The 18,999-nt window shown below is 42.9% G+C and carries 14 protein-coding genes; 9 read left to right on the top strand and 5 right to left on the bottom strand.

From position 1 onward, the window contains the following. Positions 1-38: 38 nt before the first annotated feature. The 3 genes from DW182_RS11895 to DW182_RS11885 form a co-directional block, all read right to left on the bottom strand. Positions 39-632, bottom strand: coding sequence for an RNA polymerase sigma factor (locus tag DW182_RS11895; protein ID WP_118295670.1), 594 nt, complete (start codon positions 630-632; stop codon positions 39-41). A gap of 171 nt (positions 633-803) precedes the next feature. Continuing rightward, complete coding sequence (locus DW182_RS11890) at positions 804-2,894, bottom strand: hypothetical protein (RefSeq protein WP_118295669.1); 2,091 nt, start codon at positions 2,892-2,894, stop codon at positions 804-806. A gap of 194 nt (positions 2,895-3,088) precedes the next feature. Then, complete coding sequence (locus DW182_RS11885) at positions 3,089-5,008, bottom strand: alpha/beta hydrolase-fold protein (RefSeq protein ID WP_233564146.1); 1,920 nt, start codon at positions 5,006-5,008, stop codon at positions 3,089-3,091. 63 nt (positions 5,009-5,071) lie between these two features. On the opposite strand from DW182_RS11885, the gene DW182_RS22510 reads away from it, so the two are divergent. The 8 genes from DW182_RS22510 to DW182_RS11845 all read left to right on the top strand — a co-directional run bounded on the left by DW182_RS22510 (position 5,072) and on the right by DW182_RS11845 (position 16,148). Beyond that, positions 5,072-5,458, top strand: coding sequence for a hypothetical protein (locus DW182_RS22510; RefSeq protein ID WP_233564145.1), 387 nt, complete (start codon positions 5,072-5,074; stop codon positions 5,456-5,458). Positions 5,459-5,686: 228 nt separating this feature from the next. After that, complete coding sequence (locus DW182_RS11875) at positions 5,687-8,131, top strand: TIM-barrel domain-containing protein (protein WP_118295667.1); 2,445 nt, start codon at positions 5,687-5,689, stop codon at positions 8,129-8,131. Between the two features lie 37 nt (positions 8,132-8,168). Then, complete coding sequence (locus DW182_RS11870; protein WP_118295666.1) at positions 8,169-9,554, top strand: glycoside hydrolase family 43 protein; 1,386 nt, start codon at positions 8,169-8,171, stop codon at positions 9,552-9,554. Positions 9,555-9,608: 54 nt separating this feature from the next. Then, on the top strand, positions 9,609-11,234 hold the full coding sequence (locus DW182_RS11865; RefSeq protein ID WP_118295665.1) for a glycoside hydrolase 43 family protein: 1,626 nt from the start codon (positions 9,609-9,611) through the stop codon (positions 11,232-11,234). Positions 11,235-11,288: 54 nt separating this feature from the next. Beyond that, positions 11,289-12,650: a glycoside hydrolase family 43 protein gene (locus DW182_RS11860; RefSeq protein ID WP_118295664.1), complete on the top strand. Its 1,362-nt coding sequence runs from the start codon at positions 11,289-11,291 to the stop codon at positions 12,648-12,650. 15 nt (positions 12,651-12,665) lie between these two features. After that, the gene (locus DW182_RS11855; RefSeq protein WP_233564144.1) at positions 12,666-12,950 is read left to right on the top strand and encodes a hypothetical protein; all 285 of its coding nucleotides are present in this window, start codon (positions 12,666-12,668) and stop codon (positions 12,948-12,950) included. A gap of 38 nt (positions 12,951-12,988) precedes the next feature. Continuing rightward, positions 12,989-14,935, top strand: a complete 1,947-nt coding sequence (locus DW182_RS11850) for an NPCBM/NEW2 domain-containing protein (protein WP_233564143.1) — start codon at positions 12,989-12,991, stop codon at positions 14,933-14,935. Between the two features lie 127 nt (positions 14,936-15,062). Beyond that, a complete protein-coding gene (locus tag DW182_RS11845) occupies positions 15,063-16,148 on the top strand; it encodes a glycoside hydrolase family 43 protein (RefSeq protein ID WP_118295663.1) in 1,086 nt (361 codons plus the stop codon). Between the two features lie 25 nt (positions 16,149-16,173). Here DW182_RS11845 and DW182_RS11840 read toward each other — a convergent pair whose 3' ends face one another. Further along, positions 16,174-16,467, bottom strand: a complete 294-nt coding sequence (locus DW182_RS11840; protein ID WP_007661068.1) for a DUF4884 domain-containing protein — start codon at positions 16,465-16,467, stop codon at positions 16,174-16,176. Positions 16,468-16,676: 209 nt separating this feature from the next. Here DW182_RS11840 and rbr point away from each other — a divergent pair, with 209 nt between their 5' ends. Beyond that, the gene (gene rbr, locus DW182_RS11835) at positions 16,677-17,255 is read left to right on the top strand and encodes a rubrerythrin (RefSeq protein ID WP_118295662.1); all 579 of its coding nucleotides are present in this window, start codon (positions 16,677-16,679) and stop codon (positions 17,253-17,255) included. 104 nt (positions 17,256-17,359) lie between these two features. Here rbr and nadB read toward each other — a convergent pair whose 3' ends face one another. Beyond that, complete coding sequence (gene nadB / locus DW182_RS11830) at positions 17,360-18,931, bottom strand: L-aspartate oxidase (protein ID WP_118295661.1); 1,572 nt, start codon at positions 18,929-18,931, stop codon at positions 17,360-17,362. Positions 18,932-18,999: the final 68 nt, after the last annotated feature.

Below are 18,999 nucleotides of genomic sequence, written 5' to 3'. Positions count from 1 at the left end.
TTTTAGTAATGACAAAAAGTAATTTATAACGTACCTGATTAGAGTAGTTTGTTAACAGAAAATAACAGCCAAAACAATACAGATATGTTTTTCAACTCTTCTCGTAATTTTTTTAGTCCCAAAGATAGTTGATTTTTAACAGTTTGTTCACTAAGTTCTAGCTCCAATGCAATTTCTCTATTAGTCAAGTGTTTTAACTTGGACATTTCAATAACTTGCTGTTGTGTATCGGATAGATTATGCAGTGCGGTCTTCAGTTGTTTTACAAATTCGTTATACTCTAATGGGCATCCTTGGCTCTCAGCCGGGATGTTATCTTGATATTTCACATAATCTTCATACATCAGTGAATTGATATGTGTCCGGTAAGCATTGATCAAATGATGTTTAGACATAATGAATAATAAAGAACGCAGTGTTTCTTCTTGCCGGATATTTTTGCGATTGATCCATAGACGTACAAAAACATCCTGCACAATTTCCTCTGCATCTTCTTTTGACTTTGTATATTGAAAACAATATGTATAGAGTTGTTTTACATACATATTATAAATAGTATCAAAAGCCTTCATAGAACCTTTTTTCAGTTTATGAATAAGTTTGTTTTCTGTCGAATCGTCAGTATTATTCATGAGTAGATTATTTTTATTGTATAATAGAAAGTCTCCTAACAATTTGAGGATGTGTATATATGAAGAAAAATTCAAAAGTTAGACAGAAACCTTTGGGACTAACTTCATATATAGACACATCCTCTTTATTTGTTCTAGAGTATGTAAAGAAGCGTTTATCTAACAGAAGCTCTATTTGTTCTCTGTCGTTTTAAACACAACCTTATATGTTTTAACCACCCCTTTATAATCGAATTTCACAATAGCAGTTCCGGAAACCGATGTTGCTTGGATAATCTCTACTTTCACACTCTTGTCAGTTGCTGATGCCGACACAGTAGGTATTCCGGTACTTCCGGCGGGAAGTTTGTAGACAGCCTCATAGATGTCATAGCCGGTGATGCCATTGCTTTCGGTAGAGCGTACAGGAGTTTCCGGTACTTCGATTGCTTTCCCATTAACCTCTATATTTACTTTGGGGACAATAGGGCGAGTGATCTTCTTCTTGTTTGAACTGAATCCCAATCCGGCTAAATCAAAGAGATCACCGGTCTCCTGGCTTTCAGCAACGAGGTAAATTGCATGTTTCTTGTCCAAATGGTCAACAAACTTCGATACATCAATTGTAAACTGTGTTGTTTCCTGTGCCGAATTGGCGGGAACAACTATCTCACCTATCTTCGTTCCTTTCCAGGTTTCGTTATCCCACGGACCGTCTAACCAAACGTTCACTTTAAACGTCTTTGATGTTTTCGGTGCAAGGAAGAGGTTGAAGGCGGTTTTGTTTCCCTTTTTGGTTCCTTCGAAAGCTTTCAAACCCAATTTGTCTTTATTCAATCCGCCGAAACCGAAGTACTTATATCCTATTATATGGCCGTTCTTCACGTTTGTGATAGGAGCGTGGTTATCCCAGATGTCCCATGAATCCTGCTGGATACGTCCGTCGGAGAGATAACATGCGTATCCTGCGGAATAATACTGATAAGGATCAAGACCAAATATATGGAAGCCTTCCGAAGTTACTTCCGCTCCTTTGTATTCATTCGCCTGGCTGTCTTTGGCTGTCCAGATTTTATCTTTTGCATACGGATCGTAAGCTCTGATGGATACTTTGCCGCCTTCCGATACCGGCTTCTTATCCCATTCCACATGGATTGGAGCTACCATCGACTGGCGGGCGTTTCCGAATCCACGGGGCGGGCGGTGATAGAATACATACCATTGTCCGTTGATGAGTTCTATACTTCCATGCGTATTGTGCCCTGCATTAGTTGTTTGCAGACGTGAACCATCCTGGTTTAGCACCGGTGCACGCGAATCGACCAGAACGCCGCCGCTCTTCCACGGACCCAGCGGAGAGTCACCATAAGCGTAGCGCAAAGTGGAGTTGGAACTGCCCAATCCATAATCGGGACCTGAATGTCCGCTATAGATGGTCACATATTTATTTCCAATCTTACGTATGGATGAGGCTTCAAAGAAGTTGAATGCTTCAAGGTCTTCTCCGGGAAAGATGTGCGGATATGAAATATTCTTCGGACCACGGTTGTTACCTCTGCGGACGCCTGCCGGCATGAAATAGGGGATAACCTCTGTTCCGGGGCGTACAGAGTATAGGGTGTTCTGATCCAGTTGGGCGGCTAATGAGCGTTGAAATCCCCAATATCCATAGGCTCTGAATCCGATTTCATAATCCGGGTCGTTCGGGTCTGTGATGTATTCGATATATATAGACGGGTCGAATCCAAGAATACTTCCGGGCAGGGTTTTCGTGCCGTCGGCGGTCAGGTTGATGGGTGTAAAAGGTCCGTCGGGACGACTTCCTTTAGCCACCATCGCTTCCCTGTCTCTGCCGCGGCTGTGCGGGAACAGATAATATTCTTTTGTGCCGTCCTTTCTTTTCACTTCAACAAGGTCGGGGGCGTACATCACATCCCATTGTCCTCCTACCTGATAGGTGAAGATGGGGCCTTCGTCACGCCAACTTGATAAATCTTCCACGGGTGCCGACCACATCCTGATGTCCGGCCCGCAATAACTGCCGAAGCGGACATCGTGCGAACCGATGATGTAAGCGCGGAACTTTCCCGGATTGTCAGGGTCTTCAAAAACACGGGGTTCTCCGTCCGGTAAATGTTCCCATAATGGTAGATACGGATTACCGGCTCCGTGATAAACAAACTTGGAAGTTTTCGGTTGATTATTATTACCGGCTATTGCTTTTGTTATTGCAAACATAGGGACAATAGCAAACAATAATAAAACGACTTGAATTCTTTTCATAACCAATCTAATCTTTTTTATACGTAAATATTTATGTTATTATTTGTTCAATAAGGCACCATGCGACAAAAGTAGGCCATTGAAGAATGAGTGGCTTTTGATATTAGATATTTGAATTTCAAAATCAGATAAATTTGTGATAATCCTTATAAGTATTGAATAAGAAGATAGATTGTTTTCTCATGTGCCTTTTGTTATTTATTGAATAATAACTGTGCAAAATTATACAGATTGTTTCTCCATACCGGCCAGGTGTGTCCACCCGGATATTCGGAATACGTATACTTCAGTTTTAGTGTATCAAACTCTTTAAGCATATTCTGGCAGTTCTGGTAGGCTATATCTTCTTTGCCTCCCATGGCGATCCAGAGTAATCTGAGTTGAGAGTCTATTGCCGCTTTATTCTTGTTGATAAACTCGTATTGGCCATCTGCGATTTTCTGGTAAAAAGGTAGCCATCCGGAACTGAATACACCGAGATGAGCGAACAAATCTGTATGGTATAGGCCGGCATAAAGTGTTTGTATGCCTCCCATAGAGAGGCCTGCAAGTGCCCGACTGTCTGCTTCTTTTCTGACACGGTAGTTATCTTCTACAAATGGAATGACAGCCTGCATCAGCTCGGCTTCGAATGCTTTCAAGGCACCGGCATTGAACCCGGCAGAAGGCATATTGCCGTCTAACATTACTATCAACATCGGTTTAGCCTTTCCCTCAGCGATCAAGTTGTCCATTATCAGGTCGGTTTTGCCTTGCGTAGCCCAACCGCGTTCATCTTCTCCGCCACCATGCAACAGGTATAAAACAGGATATTTTTCAGCCGTGTGGGTGTCATATCCGGCTGGTGTATATACAAAGAAGCGTCTCCACGAACGGCTTACTTCCGAGTAGTAGCGTTTCATGCGGATATCACCGTGCGGCACATCCTTCAGTGCATAATATTCTCCACCTTTGAAAGGAACTTCAATGCCGCTTGCCATGCGTCCCATGCCATAGAAAGTCTCGCTTCCGGGATCAGCTACCGCCACTCCGTCAATCAGTAGTGAATAGTAATGAAAACCTTCACCCAAAGAATCGGTTACTGTTTCCCAGATACCCCCTTTCTGTCTGACCATATCGTATTTCCGTCCCAGGTCTATCTGTACTTTTTGTGCATCCGGGGCTTTTATGCGAAAAATAGCGCGGTGGTCTGCCGTCAGTTGCGGATATTTGGAATTCCGTACGTTGGATTCTGCACGTGCTCCGTGAAGGCCGTATTTATCGAAGCTTGATGTCTCTACAGGCTTGAATAGCAATTGAGAGAATAGGTAGAGGTCGTTTTTCCATACATTGAAGTCGTGGCCTCCGGGCTCCACATAGAAGATGTGGGGAATCCGATGCTGTTGCAGGTAGAGGTGAGTGCGCTCGCTGAAGGACATTAGGTTGTCATTGTCCCCGCAGGATATCCACAGTAGTTTCAGTTGCTGTTTGGCAGCTTCCGGATTAGGGACAAGTACTTCGGGTGCTTTGGTGTTAGGAGCGGATGAGAATCCTCCTACCCAGGCGAATTTATCCAGATTTCCCAGACCAAAATTTAGGGATTGCCCGCCACCCATTGACAGTCCCGCGATGGCTCTGCTCTCCCGGTTCTTGATTACAGGATATGTCTTTTCAATAAAGGGAATCAGATCGTTCAGCAAATCTTTTTCAAAAATGGCGAAACCTTCTACTTTATCTGGAGCCATGATATTGCCGGTAGCGCGGTCATCTTTTATAGCTCTTCCGTTGGGGAGTACTACGATCATCGGCGTTAGTTTGCCTTCGGCATACAGGTTATCGAGAATGACTTGCGGTTTGCCGTTATTGAACCACTCTAGTTCGTCACCCCCAATGCCATGCAGCAGATAAAGTACAGGGTATTTTTTGCTCTTATTGAAGCCGGGAGTGGTATAAACCAATGCTTTCCGTTTCGTGCCGACGGTTTTGGAGTTATAAGTCACTGTTTCTATTTTCCCTTGGGCTATTCCTGCCTTTTCTACGTCGAAACCAGCCTGGGAGTGGGGGATGGTACTTTGTGCCTGTACCCCGAAGCAGTATGCCAATGCGCATACTAAGATAATTGCAATGTTTTTCATGGTTTTGAATTTTATGTCGCAAACATACAGCATTCTGCTTTCTCAGCCCAATAATGATGTTACATGTTTCTTTCCTGGTGTTACATCTTTCGGAAAATATGGCTATCCGCTGCTTTCCCATTTGTATCCCTTCATTGTGCTTTCACCGTACCTGGGCTGTACTTGCTCCGTACCAAACCCGTAGTTTCTCCGCCTGGAGGTACCTCTGACCGAAGAATGTACGGAGCAAGTACGGTTCGGATACGGCTCAAGTACGATAGAGCTACGGTAAATCTACGAAAGAAGTTTTATCTGAAATCTGAAATCAAATCTCTGAAAGTGACAGGTTTGCAATCGCTCTGTTTGGGTGTGTGCCCGTATGATGAGGAAAATTTAGAGAAGGACAGGCATGCCTATGAACTCCCCGGACGCGACTATGTGAATATTGGTTTGAATATATTCATGGCGTAGGAGGAGCTAACTCTTGGGGAACAAGAACGCTGGATGAATACACGATTGATGGCAATCAGGCTTATTATTATGGCTACTTGATGGAATGTTCTGATAGATAGCCATCAATTTATCTAATATTGAAAGTCAAATATCTAATATTGAAAAAGGTGTAAAAGATATGCAGCTATTTTTGTATCGTACAAAGTTATGGAATGCGAGTTCTAATCATTAAATGTAATAAATGCCATGAAATCAATTAAAAGTGTATTAATATTAATGGTGCTGTGTTGTTGTATTCCGCTTGCTGGGCAGGATTATCAGCAAATTCCTGAGGGAATTAAAGTGACCATTAATTCTGTAGATGTAGAATTGCAATTCTATACTCCGTCAATTGTAAGAATACTAAAATCTCCCAATGGGTGGAAGTATACGAAGGAGAGTCTTTCTGTAGTAGAAATTCCTCAGAAAGTGAAGACTTCCGTTACTCAGGAAGGCAATATTATAAGCTTGAAAAGTAGTGAAATGGGGGTTGCTCTTAATTTGGAATCCGGCATTGTGTCTTTCTTTAATGCTAAAGGAGAGCCGTTGCTCAGTGAGAAAGGAAAACCGGAATTCACTGATTTTAATGATGCAGGCACAAAAACGTTCGCTGTTAAGCAGACGTTTCTTTTGGACAAAGATGAACCTCTTTATGGATTGGGTATTCTTCAGAATGGGAAAATGTCGCAACGCAATCAGACCAAGCATCTTGTGCAGGGCAATGTGGAAGATGTGGTTCCATTCGTACAGTCAGTAAAGGGATACGGCCTTTTCTGGGATAATTATTCGCCAACCAATTTTGCTGATAAAGCGGAAGAGACGTCTTTCCAGTCCGAAGTGGGAGATTGCATCGACTATTACTTTATGTATGGTGGAAATGCCGACGGCGTAGTTGCGCAGATGCGTGCATTGACCGGACAGGTTCCCATGTTCCCCCTTTGGACTTACGGCTATTTCCAAAGCAAGGAACGGTATAAGAGCCAGGAAGAAACGGTGGGAGTGGTACGGAAATACCGTGAACTGGGTGTTCCTCTCGACGGAATCATTCAGGATTGGCAATACTGGGGACACAACTATTTGTGGAATGCGATGGACTTTAAGAACCCTTCGTTCAGCGATCCTAAAAAGATGATCGATGATGTGCATGGAATGAATGCGCATATACTGATTTCTATCTGGTCTTCGTTTGGACCGATGACTAAGCCTTACAGGGAACTGGACAAGAATGGTATGCTGTTTAACTTTTCCACATGGCCCCAATCGGGGCTTGAAACTTGGCCGCCCGATATGGAATATCCTTCCGGAGTACGTGTATACGATGCCTATAACCCGAAAGCCCGTGATATTTATTGGAAATACCTGAATGAAGGTATCTTCAAATTAGGCATGGACGGCTGGTGGATGGATTCTACGGAACCCGACCACTTCGATTGGAAGCCGGAGGACTTTGATACGAAGACTTATCTGGGTTCGTTCCGCAAGGTGCGCAATGCTTATCCGCTGTTGACAGTGGGTGGAGTGTATGATAACCAGCGTGCCGTAACTTCCGATAAACGCGTCTTTATTCTTACACGTTCCGTTTTTGCCGGACAGCAACGTTACGGAGCCAATGTATGGTCGGGAGATATCGGCTCTTCTTGGGAGTCACTGCGCAATCAGATTCCGGCAGGCTTGAATTTTACTCTGACCGGAAATCCTAATTTCAACTCGGATATTGGTGGCTTCTTTGCCGGAAACTATAATAGGGGCTGGAATGACGGAAGTGCACCCAAGAATCCGATGTATCAGGAACTGTATGTGCGTTGGTTGCAATTCGGTACGTTTACACCGATGATGCGTTCACATGGAGCTGATACACCGAGGGAGATTTATCAATTCGGGAAAAAAGGTGAACCAATATATGATGCTATTGAAAAAATGATTCATCTGCGCTATGCATTGTTGCCCTATATCTATTCCACTTCATGGGAAGTGACCGAACGGCAGTCGAGCTTTATGCGTGCGTTGGTGATGGACTTTGCTGCTGACAAGAAAGTATGGGATATAAAAGACCAATACATGTTCGGCAAATCCATTCTGGTAGCGCCGGTAGTTAATGCGCAATACACTCAGGAGAAGCTGGTAAAACTAAAAGAAAATGATGGCTGGGATAAGAATAATGTTCAGAAATTTGAGAATAAAGCTCCGGTAGACTTTATGCAGGCTAAGTCCGCAAAGGTATATTTGCCGGAAGGTGCTATCTGGTATGATTTCTGGACGAATGAAAAGTATGACGGCGGACAGGAAATAGAAAAGGAAACGACTATTGATGTCATTCCTTTGTATATCAAAGCGGGTAGTATCATTCCAATGGGACCTAAAGTGCAGTATGCAACAGAGAAACCATGGGATAATCTTGAATTGAGAGTATATGCCGGTGCCGATGGTTCTTTTGTTCTATATGAGGATGAATTTGATAATTATAATTATGAGTTGGGAGCATATACTGAAATCCCTATGATATGGAACAATGCTTCCCGCCAGTTGACCATTGGAGCACGGAAGGGGACATACGAAGGAATGTTGAAAAACAGAAAGTTTACTGTTGTACTTCAAGATGGAAGCCGGAAAGCTGTTGACTACAATGGGAAAAGAGTGAGTGTGAAATTTTAGTGCTATTTGGAAATATAGATTTTAAATACCAGAAACAATGAAGAAACTTATTTTGCCCGGGCTGACGGCAGTTATGTTGTGTATGGCTTCTCCTCAGGAGAGCCTGAATGCCCAGACTCCGATTATACAGACCAAATTTACTGCCGACCCTGCGCCAATGGTGCACAAGGGTACAGTATACCTTTATACTACCCATGATGAAGACTATGCTCCCGAAGGGATGGCAGGCTTCCGCATGAAAGAATGGTTGCTTTACACCAGCACCGATATGGTGAACTGGACAGATCATGGAACCATAGCCAACTTATATAACTTTAAATGGGCTGACCCTGCCGTATCAGGTTGGGGAGGATTTGAGAATGGTGCCTGGGCTCCTCAGTGCATCGAGCGTAATGGGAAGTTCTATTTGTATTGTCCCGTGCAGGGACGAGGCATCGGTGTGCTGGTTGCTGATAATCCCTTTGGCCCTTTTACCGACCCCCTTGGAAAACCCTTGATCGGTGCCGAGTATGACAGTATTGACCCGAGTGTATTGATAGACGATGATGGACAGGCATATCTATATTGGGGAAATCCTAATCTTTGGTATGTGAAACTGAATGAAGATATGATATCCTGTGCGGGGGAAATCACGAAAGATAAATTAATCCGGAAGATAGAAAATCAGAAAGACCCTTATCATTTTCAGGAGGGTCCTTGGGCATACAAGAAGAACGAGCACTATTATATGGCTTATGCAAGTACATGCTGTCCGGAAGGTATCGGTTATGCAATGGGTCCCAGCCCGGTAGGCCCCTGGGAATTCAAGGGGTATATAATGAAACCTAACAGAAAGTCTTCCGGAAACCATCCGGGCATCATTGATTATAAAGGTAAATCTTATGTGTTCGGATTTAATTATAGATTGAATTTCATGATAACCGACAAACATCATGAACGCCGGTCTATATGTGTGGCTGAACTAGAATATAATCCTGACGGTACAATCAAAGAACTGCCCTGGTGGGATGACGGTGTCGGGGTTGAATCTGTTGGTACACTGAATCCTTATAAGCGGACTGAGGCGGAAACAATGGCCTGGAGCCAGGGACTCAAAACCGCCAAGGACGATGAAAGCGGGATGTATGTTACTTCCATTCATAACAGGGATTTCCTTCAAGTGAAAGCGGTTGACTTCGGCAAAGGGGCAAAGACATTTGAAGTCCGTGCAGCCACAATAACCAAAGGAAAGATTGAAATCCGTTTGGATGGTCTTGATGGTACATTGCTGGGCGTATGTAATATAAATAATACCGGTGGCTGGAATACGTGGAAAACCTTTACTGCTGATGTAGAGAAGACGGGTGGAGTTCATGATCTGTACCTTGTTTTTAGAGGAGGTGATGGAGAAATGTTTAACATGGACTATTGGAGATTCAAGTAAGATGACCGGGAAATTGTGTCAGAAATAAATAGTAAATAAATATATATTTGTATCATGAAAAAGATTATGTTGGCATGGCTGACTGTTGCTTCATTACTGATGGGGTGTTCCGGTTCGGAAATGTCGGTGAAGGGAACGTATCGGAATCCCGTAATTTATGCTGATGTACCGGATATGTCTGTGACGCGTGCAGGAGAGTACTATTATATGATAAGTACCACCATGCACTTGATGCCCGGTGGACCTGTTATGAGATCAAAAGATCTGGTGAATTGGGAAACTGTGAGTTATGTCTTCGATAAGTTGACTGATAACTCAAAGTATGATTTAATCGGTGGAACAGTTTATGGACGCGGGCAATGGGCATCTTCCATACGCTATCATAATGGGAAATTCTATGTCTTGTTCTCACCTAACGATGTACCCTATCGGTCGTATATATTCACGGCGGACAATCCCGCCGGAAAGTGGGAACTATTGTCGAGAACGCAGCATTTCCATGATGCCTCTTTGTTTTTTGATGATGACGGACGGGTATATGTATTCTATGGAACCGGTGAGTTGAAAGAGTTGAAGAGTGACTTATCGGATGTGAAGTCCGATGGAGTCAGTATGAAGATATTCGAGCGGGATGCTGACGAACAGGGACTATTGGAAGGAAGCCAGGTTGTGAAACATAATGGGAAGTATTATTTGCTGATGATTTCTATGGACTGGAGTGTCCCTGGCCGAGTGCGCAGGGAAGTATGTTACCGTGCTGACAAGATAACAGGACCTTATGAGAAAAAAGTTATCCTGGAACATGATTTTGACGGTTACGGAGGAGTAGGCCAAGGTTGTATTATTGACTCGGAAGAAGGAGACTGGTATGGGGTTATTTTTCAAGACCGTGGAGGAATAGGCCGGGTGCCTACTCTGATGCCCTGCCGCTGGGTAGACGGATGGCCGATGCTGGGAGATGAAAACGGTCATGTACCCTTGACGATGGAAAAAGAGATATATCCGACTGAAAACACCAAAGGAATACTTGGAAGTGATGATTTCAGCGATGAGAAGCTTTCACTCTACTGGCAATGGAATCATAATCCGGTAGATGATAAGTGGTCGCTCACAGAGCGGCCGGGATATTTACGTTTAGAGACCAGTCGGGTGGTTGATAATCTGTATCTTGCTCCGAATACAATTACACAGCGTATGGAAGGACCGAAATGTAAGGCTACTGTCTCGCTTGATATTTCGAATATGAAGGATGGTGATGTGGCAGGTTTCAGTGCATTCAATGGACATTCCGGACTTTTGTCTGTGGTGAAGGAGGGAGATGCGAAACGACTTGTGATGTCTACCAATGTAGTCAACTTTGATAATACTCCTAATAAAGCCATTGCAAGTGTGGATGTAGAGGAACAGGAACAGGTAGAACTTAATCAGGATATCATTTATTTGCGTATAGAGGGTGATTTTACTCCGAAGCGGGATATTGCTACTTTCTATTATAGCTTGGATAATAAGGAATGGAAGAAGATTGGAACGGATTTCAAAATGCGTTTTGATTATACAAAACTGTTTATGGGAAGTAAGTTTGCCATCTTTAACTATGCAACGAAGTCGTTGGGAGGTTATGTCGACGTTGACTGCTTTGACTACGAGAGGGCCGATGATAGGGTGACTATTAATAAATAATATCTTGATATTCATGAAATATTAATTATAGAATAATCAAACTAAAAAAGCAATATGAATAAAATGAAATCTTTATTCCTTTCATCGTTATTGGTGGTGATGGGTACTTCGGGATTGGCACAAAATCCAATCATTCAGACAAATTATACGGCTGATCCGGCTCCAATGGTATATAATGATAAAGTATATCTTTATACTACCCATGATGAGGATAATTCTACCTGGTTTACGATGAACGACTGGCGATTGTATACGACCAATGATATGGTGAACTGGACGGATCATGGCGCTGTGTTATCATATACTGATTTTAAATGGGCAAAAGGGGATGCATGGGCTCCACAATGTATTGAGAGAGATGGTAAATTTTATATGTACGTACCCATGATTTCGAATATAAACAATAGAGGTGCAATTGGTGTGGCGGTAGCTGATAGTCCTTACGGTCCCTTCTATGATCCGCTTGGAAAGCCATTGGTTCAGAGTGAATGGGGAGACATTGATCCGACTGTTTTTATTGATGATGACGGACAGGCTTATTTGTATTGGGGAAATCCGAATCTGTATTATGTGAAGTTGAATGAGGATATGATTTCTTATAGTGGGGATATTGTGCGTGTACCTTTGGTAGCAGAATCGTTTGGTAAACGCGAAGGCGATGCCCAGAGAGCCACTCTGTATGAAGAAGGCCCCTGGCTTTATAAGCGGGATAAGAAGTATTATTTATTCTGGCCGGGAGGTCCGCTACCCGAGCATATCGGATACTCAACCAGCGATACTCCTACAGGTCCATGGAAATACGGAGGAGTAGTGATGCCTGCCGGTGGTGGAGTGTTTACCATCCACCCGGGAGTTATTGATTTCAAGGGCAAAACTTACTTTTTCTATCATAACGGACAGTTGCCTGGAGGAGGTGGTTTCAATCGTTCGGTATGTGTTGAAGAACTTAAATTCAACAAAGACGGATCTATTCCTCAACTGAAGATGACAGAAGGTATTACAAAAGGGATTGCGACACTGAATCCGTATGTAAAAACGGAAGCGGAGACTATTGCTTTTTCCGAGGGATTCAAGTCTTTCAAAAATGATCAGGTGGGTGTTTTTGTTACGGCAATGAAGAATGGCAGTTATACTTGTGTCCGCGGTGTGGATTTCAAGGCAACCGGTGCAACAAAGTTTAGTGCCAGAGTAGGAACTACACATAATGATCCCGTAAATCTGGAAATCCGTCTGGATGGTGTTGGTGGGCAACTGATAGGGACAATGAAGGTACCGCGTACAGGAGGAAGTGATCGTTGGGACTTACGGACTATTGATATTACAAAAGTGACCGGAGTACATGATTTGTATTTTGTAGTAAAGGGGCGGCCTGCTACCAATCTTATGTATTTTGATTATTGGATGTTCTCTAAATAGCTTGTACTAAATACTATGAGGAATAAAAGAAAGTATATCAGAACAACAGGAATCATCCTGTTGTTCTGTGCTGTTTTGTTGAATATGGCATGTACTTCAAAGCAAAAAGAAAAAGTAGTTATTGAACTGAAACAGGGATTACTTTCGCTGATACCATTAAATCAGAATGCTGTCCGGATGCAATTTTCCCAACCGGGTTCAGCGTCTTTATTTATACAGAAAAACTTCCTGTTCCTGAATCTGAAGTTACAGAGGATAAGCAATATCTATGAGGGAAAATCAATCGTGATATCACTGTAATGCTTTCTTGAAACAATGATTTGGAAATATCTTAAAATATGAAGAATAATATGAAACTGTTATTGACCCTTGTAGGGTTTGTAATAGCCTCCATAACTACAGGATGTGGTCAATCCCATACTGTGTGGCTTGATGATTTGGATCTGACAGCTATGACTCAAGGTAATGGAGTAGCTATGAAAAATAAATCGGTTGACGGTAAAACCCTGACAATCGGAGGACAAACGTTTGAACGCGGAGTGGGCACCCATTCAGTCAGTGAGATAGCAATTCAGTTGGATGGCAAAGCCGTATCATTTACGGCTCAGGTAGGGCTGGATGATGAGATCATCGAACATAAGACATCTGCCGAATTTGTTGTAATAGGAGATGGAGCCAGACTTTGGTCCAGTGGAATTGTAAAGGCGGGAGATGCGCCTAAATTATGTTCGGTTTCACTGGATGGAGTCAAAAGGCTTGAACTGATTGTTGCTGATGGTGGTGACGGGCCTTATTATGACCATGCTGACTGGGCGGATGCAAAGATAATATCAAAAGGAAAGAAGAGTTTTCCTACACTTAAATTCATTGCTACGGAACCTTATATACTGACTCCACCTGCTCTCGCGACGCCGAGAATTAATGGGGCTTCTGTGTTTGGAGTGCGTCCCGGTTCACCATTCCAATATCAGGTAGCGGCTACAGGCGATCGTCCGATGACATTTGCAGTAGAAGGATTGCCGGCAGGGTTGGAGATCCACCCGGAAACGGGGCTAATTACGGGTAAGCTAACCAAAGCCGGTACATTTGAAGTGGTTTTACAGGCAAAAAATGTGAAAGGGACGGCAGAAAGAAAGCTTCGTATTGAGTGTGGTGACAGGATTGCTCTTACCCCACCGATGGGATGGAACAGTTGGAACTGCTTCGGACACGAAGTCTCGGCTGAAAAAGTGAAGCAAGCAGCAAGAGCTATGATTGAAAGTGGTTTAGTGAATTATGGCTGGACTTATATCAACATAGATGATTCATGGCAACATCACAGAGATCCCAACGACCAGACCAGAGGTGGACGGTTGCGTGACGATCAAGGTAATATCATACCTAATGCTCAATTTCCTGATATGAAAGGGTTAACGGACTATATACATTCACTTGGACTGAAAGTGGGTATTTATTCTTCACCTGGTCCGTGGACTTGTGGAGGTTGCGTAGGCAGTTATGGTTATGAAAAGCAAGATGCTGATATGTATGGTAAATGGGGATTTGATTATTTGAAATATGATTGGTGCAGTTACGGGGGAGTTCTTGACCGTGATTTAGATAAGGATCCTTACAGTGTGTCTTCCTTGGCATTTCAAGGGGGTGGGGATTCAATTGCCGGTAGAAAGCCATTTAAGATTATGGGTGATTATTTACGTAAACAGCCCAGGGACATTGTTTATAACTTGTGCCAGTATGGTATGGGAGATGTTTGGAAATGGGGAGATGCCGTCGGAGGCCAGTGCTGGCGTACGACTAACGATATCACGGATACTTGGGAAAGTGTAAAAGGTATTGCTCTTTCTCAAGACCGTGCAGCTGCATGGGCGAAACCTGGTAACTGGAATGATCCGGACATGCTGGTTCTTGGTATTGTAGGTTGGGGAAATCCTCACCAAACCAAGCTTAAACCTGACGAACAGTATCTCCATTTCAGTCTTTGGAGTTTATTCTCTGCACCACTTCTGATAGGTTGCGATTTGGAGAAAATGGATGATTTCACCCTAAGTCTGCTGACTAACAATGAGGTGATAGCTGTTAATCAGGATCCTTTGGGTAAACAAGCCATATGTGCGTATTCAATAGGAGAATTACGTATTTATGTGAAAGAACTTGAGGATGGCGGTAAGGCGGTTGGTTTCTGTAATTTCGACCGAGAAAAGGCTAATATCTCTTTCCGTGATTTTGAAAAACTGAACATTACTGGTAAACAAACTGTGCTGACCTTTGGAGACAAAAGGATATAAAAATCTTGGATACAGGACGGAAACCATTGCCTCTCAATGTTCCGGCTCATGGGGTACTTCTTTATAAATTTACACCGGTTCAGTGAGAATATAAAAAATAGAATTACTTACTTAATTGTTTTTGATCATGAGAAACACTCTTTTTATTGTTAGTTTGTATCTGATCTTATCTGCCTGTGGTGAGAAAAGAAATGAAGTGAAGTTTATTTCGGAAGGTAATCCGATAGTGACGGATAAGTTTACCGCTGATCCGGCACCTATGGTGCATAATGGTAGACTGTATCTCTATGTGGGTCACGATGAGGCTGAAGAAGGACAGGACTTTAACATAACCGAATGGCTGTGTTATTCAACAAAAGATATGAAAACATGGACCGATCATGGCTGTGTGCTGAAACCTACGGATTTCTCGTGGGGAGTTGGAGAAGCATGGGCTTCCCAGGTTGTAGAGAAAGATGGGAAATTCTATTATTATACAACGGTGCAGGCTGATGCGCCATATAATAGTAAAGTAGTAGGCGTTGCCGTGTCAGATAGTCCGACGGGACCTTTCATTGATGCTCGGGGTACACCGCTTATTACAGATGATATGACTCCTAACGGTCCTCGTGGATGGTGGAACGATATCGATCCGACTGTTTTTGTGGATGATGACGGCACACCATGGATGAGCTGGGGTAATGGTACCTGCTTCTTAGTGAAACTTAAACCCAATATGACAGAACTGGACGGAAACATAGAGATTCTTAAAATGCCGAAATTTGTGGAAGGTCCATGGATTCATAAACGTGGAAATCTTTACTATCTGACGTATGCATCGATGGGTAAGGGGCGTGAAACCATTAGCTATGCCACGTCACCAAGCATGGATGGTCCATGGACTTATCGTGGAGTCTTGACAGGAATGGCAGAAAATAGCTTTACCATACACCCGGGAATCATTGAATTCAAGGGACAAAACTATCTGTTCTACCATAATGCAATACTTACCATAGATGGTAAATCCGGTGCCACAGGGCGTCGAAGCGTGTGCATTGACTACCTGTATTATCTACCCGACGGACGTATGGCGTATGTTGAGCAGACCAAAGAAGGCATTACTGTGAAGCCGAAGACTGCTGCCGAAGTAGCTGAGATTGTAAATCCATACACTGATGAAGAAGAGGTTGTGGTAGAAATAGTGCAGAATGATACAGAATCTCGAAAAAACTGAAGGTGCTGACTTACACAGATGACTATTAAGGTTTTAGTTCGTTATTGCTTGAATAGATCGTATCTCTATAGATTGTAACCCTGCGCTCCTGAGTCGAATCGTTCTTGATGGAGGTAACATCCCCACGTGTCGTAAAATAGACATAGTTGCCTCTGTCATAAAAGCGATATACTTTGCACCCATCGTGCTCAAAGAGATAACTGACCTGATAGGTCGTATTATTCTCCGATTCACCTACCTTTAGCGGAATAGAAGTGTAACAAGCTGTAATTCCCATCATTATGAATGAGAGAATTAATAATTTAGTTATTGTCTTCATAGACGGAAGTATTTATGTTTACCAAATACAAAGATAAAGTTTTTCCCGAATTATATTTCCGGAAATAGATTTTATCTATGCTTTCATAGATAAATATAATGAATAAAAAGTGTGTAAATATCAAACAAAAAACTTATTTTTGTGTTGTTAATAAGAATGACTAACGACAATTGATACGTAATTTACTAACTAAATAAGAAAAAAAGATTATGGCTAAAAGTGTTAAGGGAACTCAGACAGAAAAGAATCTGTTGACCTCATTTGCAGGAGAATCACAGGCAAGAATGCGTTACACTTATTTTGCAAGTGTAGCTAAGAAGGAAGGTTACGAACAAATTGCTGCTATTTTTACTGAAACGGCTGACCAGGAAAAGGAACACGCTAAGCGTATGTTCAAGTATCTGGAAGGTGGTATGGTAGAAATTACTGCAAGCTATCCTGCCGGTGTTATCAGCACTACATTGGATAACCTGAAAGAAGCTGCTGCTGGTGAACATGAAGAATGGTCTCTGGATTATCCTCACTTTGCTGACATAGCAGAAAAAGAAGGTTTCTATGAAATTGCTGCTATGTACCGAAACATTTCAATTGCTGAAAAAGGTCATGAAGAAAGGTACTTGGCTTTTGTAAATAATATCGAGAATGCTACAGTATTCGCTAAGGAAGGTGAAGTAGTATGGCAATGCCGTAACTGTGGTTTCATCTTCACAGGTAAAGAAGCTCCAGAAGTTTGTCCGGCTTGCTTGCATCCGCAGGCTTACTTCGAAGTGAAGAAAGAAAACTATTAATAAATTCTTATTTCTATGATAAAGAACGCCCGGGTGTTTCGCTTGAAGAAACATCCGGGCGTTTTGCATTACAAGCGTATGCCCTCATAGGGGAGGTCCTTATACTATTTCTTTGCGTGTGGATAATCAATCGTATAATGTAATCCGCGACTTTCCTTGCGTTCTATTGCCTGACGGGTAATCAGGTAACCGACATTGACCATATTACGCAGCTCGCAAATAGCTTTGGATGCCTTGCTGCGCTTGAAAAGATCTTCCGTCTCTTCATATATCATATCCAAACGTACCCAAGCACGTTTCAGGCGTAGGTCACTACGTACAATACCTACATACGCACCCATAATCTGGTTGACTTCTTTCATGCTTTGAGTAATAAGCACCATTTCTTCGTTAGTCACAGTACCTTCTGCATTCCATTCAGGTATTTCATGATTGAATTCATAACGGTCGAGCATGCTTAGTGCATGTTTGGCAGCAGCATCGGCATAGACAACTGCTTCAATCAAAGAGTTGGAAGCTAAGCGGTTGCCTCCATGTAGACCAGTACAGGAACATTCTCCTACAGCGTACAGGCGGTTGATAGAAGACTCTCCGTTCAGGTTAACTTTGATACCACCACACAGATAATGTGCGGCAGGAGCCACAGGTATATAGTCCTTTGTGATATCAATACCTAAACTGAGGCACTTTTCGTAGATGTTCGGGAAATGCTTCCTGGTCTCTTCCGGATCTTTATGGGTAACATCCAGGTAAACATGATCATCACCACGTTGTTTCATTTCACTGTCGATGGCACGTGCTACAATGTCACGAGGAGCAAGAGAAAGACGTGGGTCATATTTCTGCATGAATTCTTCGCCTCCCATGTTGCGCAATACGGCACCATACCCGCGCATTGCCTCTGTTATCAGGAAACAGGGGCGGTCTCCCGGATGATAAAGGGCAGTTGGATGGAATTGAATAAATTCCATATCCTGTACGAAGCCCTTGGCGCGGTATACCATAGCAATTCCGTCTCCGGTAGCAACCAATGGGTTAGTAGTATTCCGGTAAACGGCACCTACGCCACCTGTAGCCATGAGTGTTACTTTAGAAAGGAAAGTATCAACCTCGCCTGTATCTTCATTCAGCACATAGGCTCCGTAGCACTTGATACCCGGGGTATGGCGGGTTACAATAATCCCCATGTGATGCTGTGTGATGATTTCTACGGCAAAATGGCGGTTGAATATCTCAATGTTAGGATGCGTCTTTACAGCTCTGATGAGGCTTTCCTGTATTTCGGCGCCTGTATTGTCTTTATGATGCAGGATACGGAATTCAGAGTGTCCGCCTTCTTTATGTAAGTCGAAGTCTCCTTTGTCATTCTTGTCAAATTCTACTCCCCACTCTATCAGTTCCTTGATTTGTCCGGGTGCTTCACGTACCACTTTTTCTACGGCGGCACGATCACTGATCCAGTCACCTGCAATCATGGTGTCCTCAATGTGCTTATCGAAATTATCTACCAGTGTATTGGTTACTGAGGCGATTCCCCCTTGTGCGAAGAATGTATTAGCTTCTTCCAATTCCGTTTTGCAGATGAGCGCTACTTTACCTTTATGAGCTACTTTCAGAGCGAAACTCATGCCGGCGATACCGGAACCAATTACTAAAAAGTCGAACTCTCTAATCATATTTTGTATGTTTAAGTACTGCAAAGCTACGAAATAAGTAGTTTCATTGTACTTTTCCCGTATATTAA

The organism is Bacteroides sp. AM16-24 (assembly GCF_003471885.1).
Classification (GTDB): Bacteria; Bacteroidota; Bacteroidia; order Bacteroidales; family Bacteroidaceae; genus Bacteroides.
Note: the sequence above shows the minus strand (reverse complement) of the source record. Positions and strands in the feature narration are given on the sequence as shown.

Coding starts and splice junctions, on each gene's coding strand:
- rbr (WP_118295662.1), top strand. CDS start 16,677: ATGGCTAAAAGTGTTAAGGGAACTCAGACAGAAAAGAATCTGTTGACC.
- nadB (WP_118295661.1), bottom strand. CDS start 18,931: ATGATTAGAGAGTTCGACTTTTTAGTAATTGGTTCCGGTATCGCCGGC.
- DW182_RS11855 (WP_233564144.1), top strand. CDS start 12,666: ATGAGGAATAAAAGAAAGTATATCAGAACAACAGGAATCATCCTGTTG.
- DW182_RS11870 (WP_118295666.1), top strand. CDS start 8,169: ATGAAGAAACTTATTTTGCCCGGGCTGACGGCAGTTATGTTGTGTATG.
- DW182_RS11865 (WP_118295665.1), top strand. CDS start 9,609: ATGAAAAAGATTATGTTGGCATGGCTGACTGTTGCTTCATTACTGATG.
- DW182_RS11845 (WP_118295663.1), top strand. CDS start 15,063: ATGAGAAACACTCTTTTTATTGTTAGTTTGTATCTGATCTTATCTGCC.
- DW182_RS11895 (WP_118295670.1), bottom strand. CDS start 632: ATGAATAATACTGACGATTCGACAGAAAACAAACTTATTCATAAACTG.
- DW182_RS22510 (WP_233564145.1), top strand. CDS start 5,072: ATGTTTCTTTCCTGGTGTTACATCTTTCGGAAAATATGGCTATCCGCT.
- DW182_RS11840 (WP_007661068.1), bottom strand. CDS start 16,467: ATGAAGACAATAACTAAATTATTAATTCTCTCATTCATAATGATGGGA.
- DW182_RS11860 (WP_118295664.1), top strand. CDS start 11,289: ATGAATAAAATGAAATCTTTATTCCTTTCATCGTTATTGGTGGTGATG.
- DW182_RS11885 (WP_233564146.1), bottom strand. CDS start 5,008: ATGAAAAACATTGCAATTATCTTAGTATGCGCATTGGCATACTGCTTC.
- DW182_RS11890 (WP_118295669.1), bottom strand. CDS start 2,894: ATGAAAAGAATTCAAGTCGTTTTATTATTGTTTGCTATTGTCCCTATG.
- DW182_RS11850 (WP_233564143.1), top strand. CDS start 12,989: ATGAAGAATAATATGAAACTGTTATTGACCCTTGTAGGGTTTGTAATA.
- DW182_RS11875 (WP_118295667.1), top strand. CDS start 5,687: ATGAAATCAATTAAAAGTGTATTAATATTAATGGTGCTGTGTTGTTGT.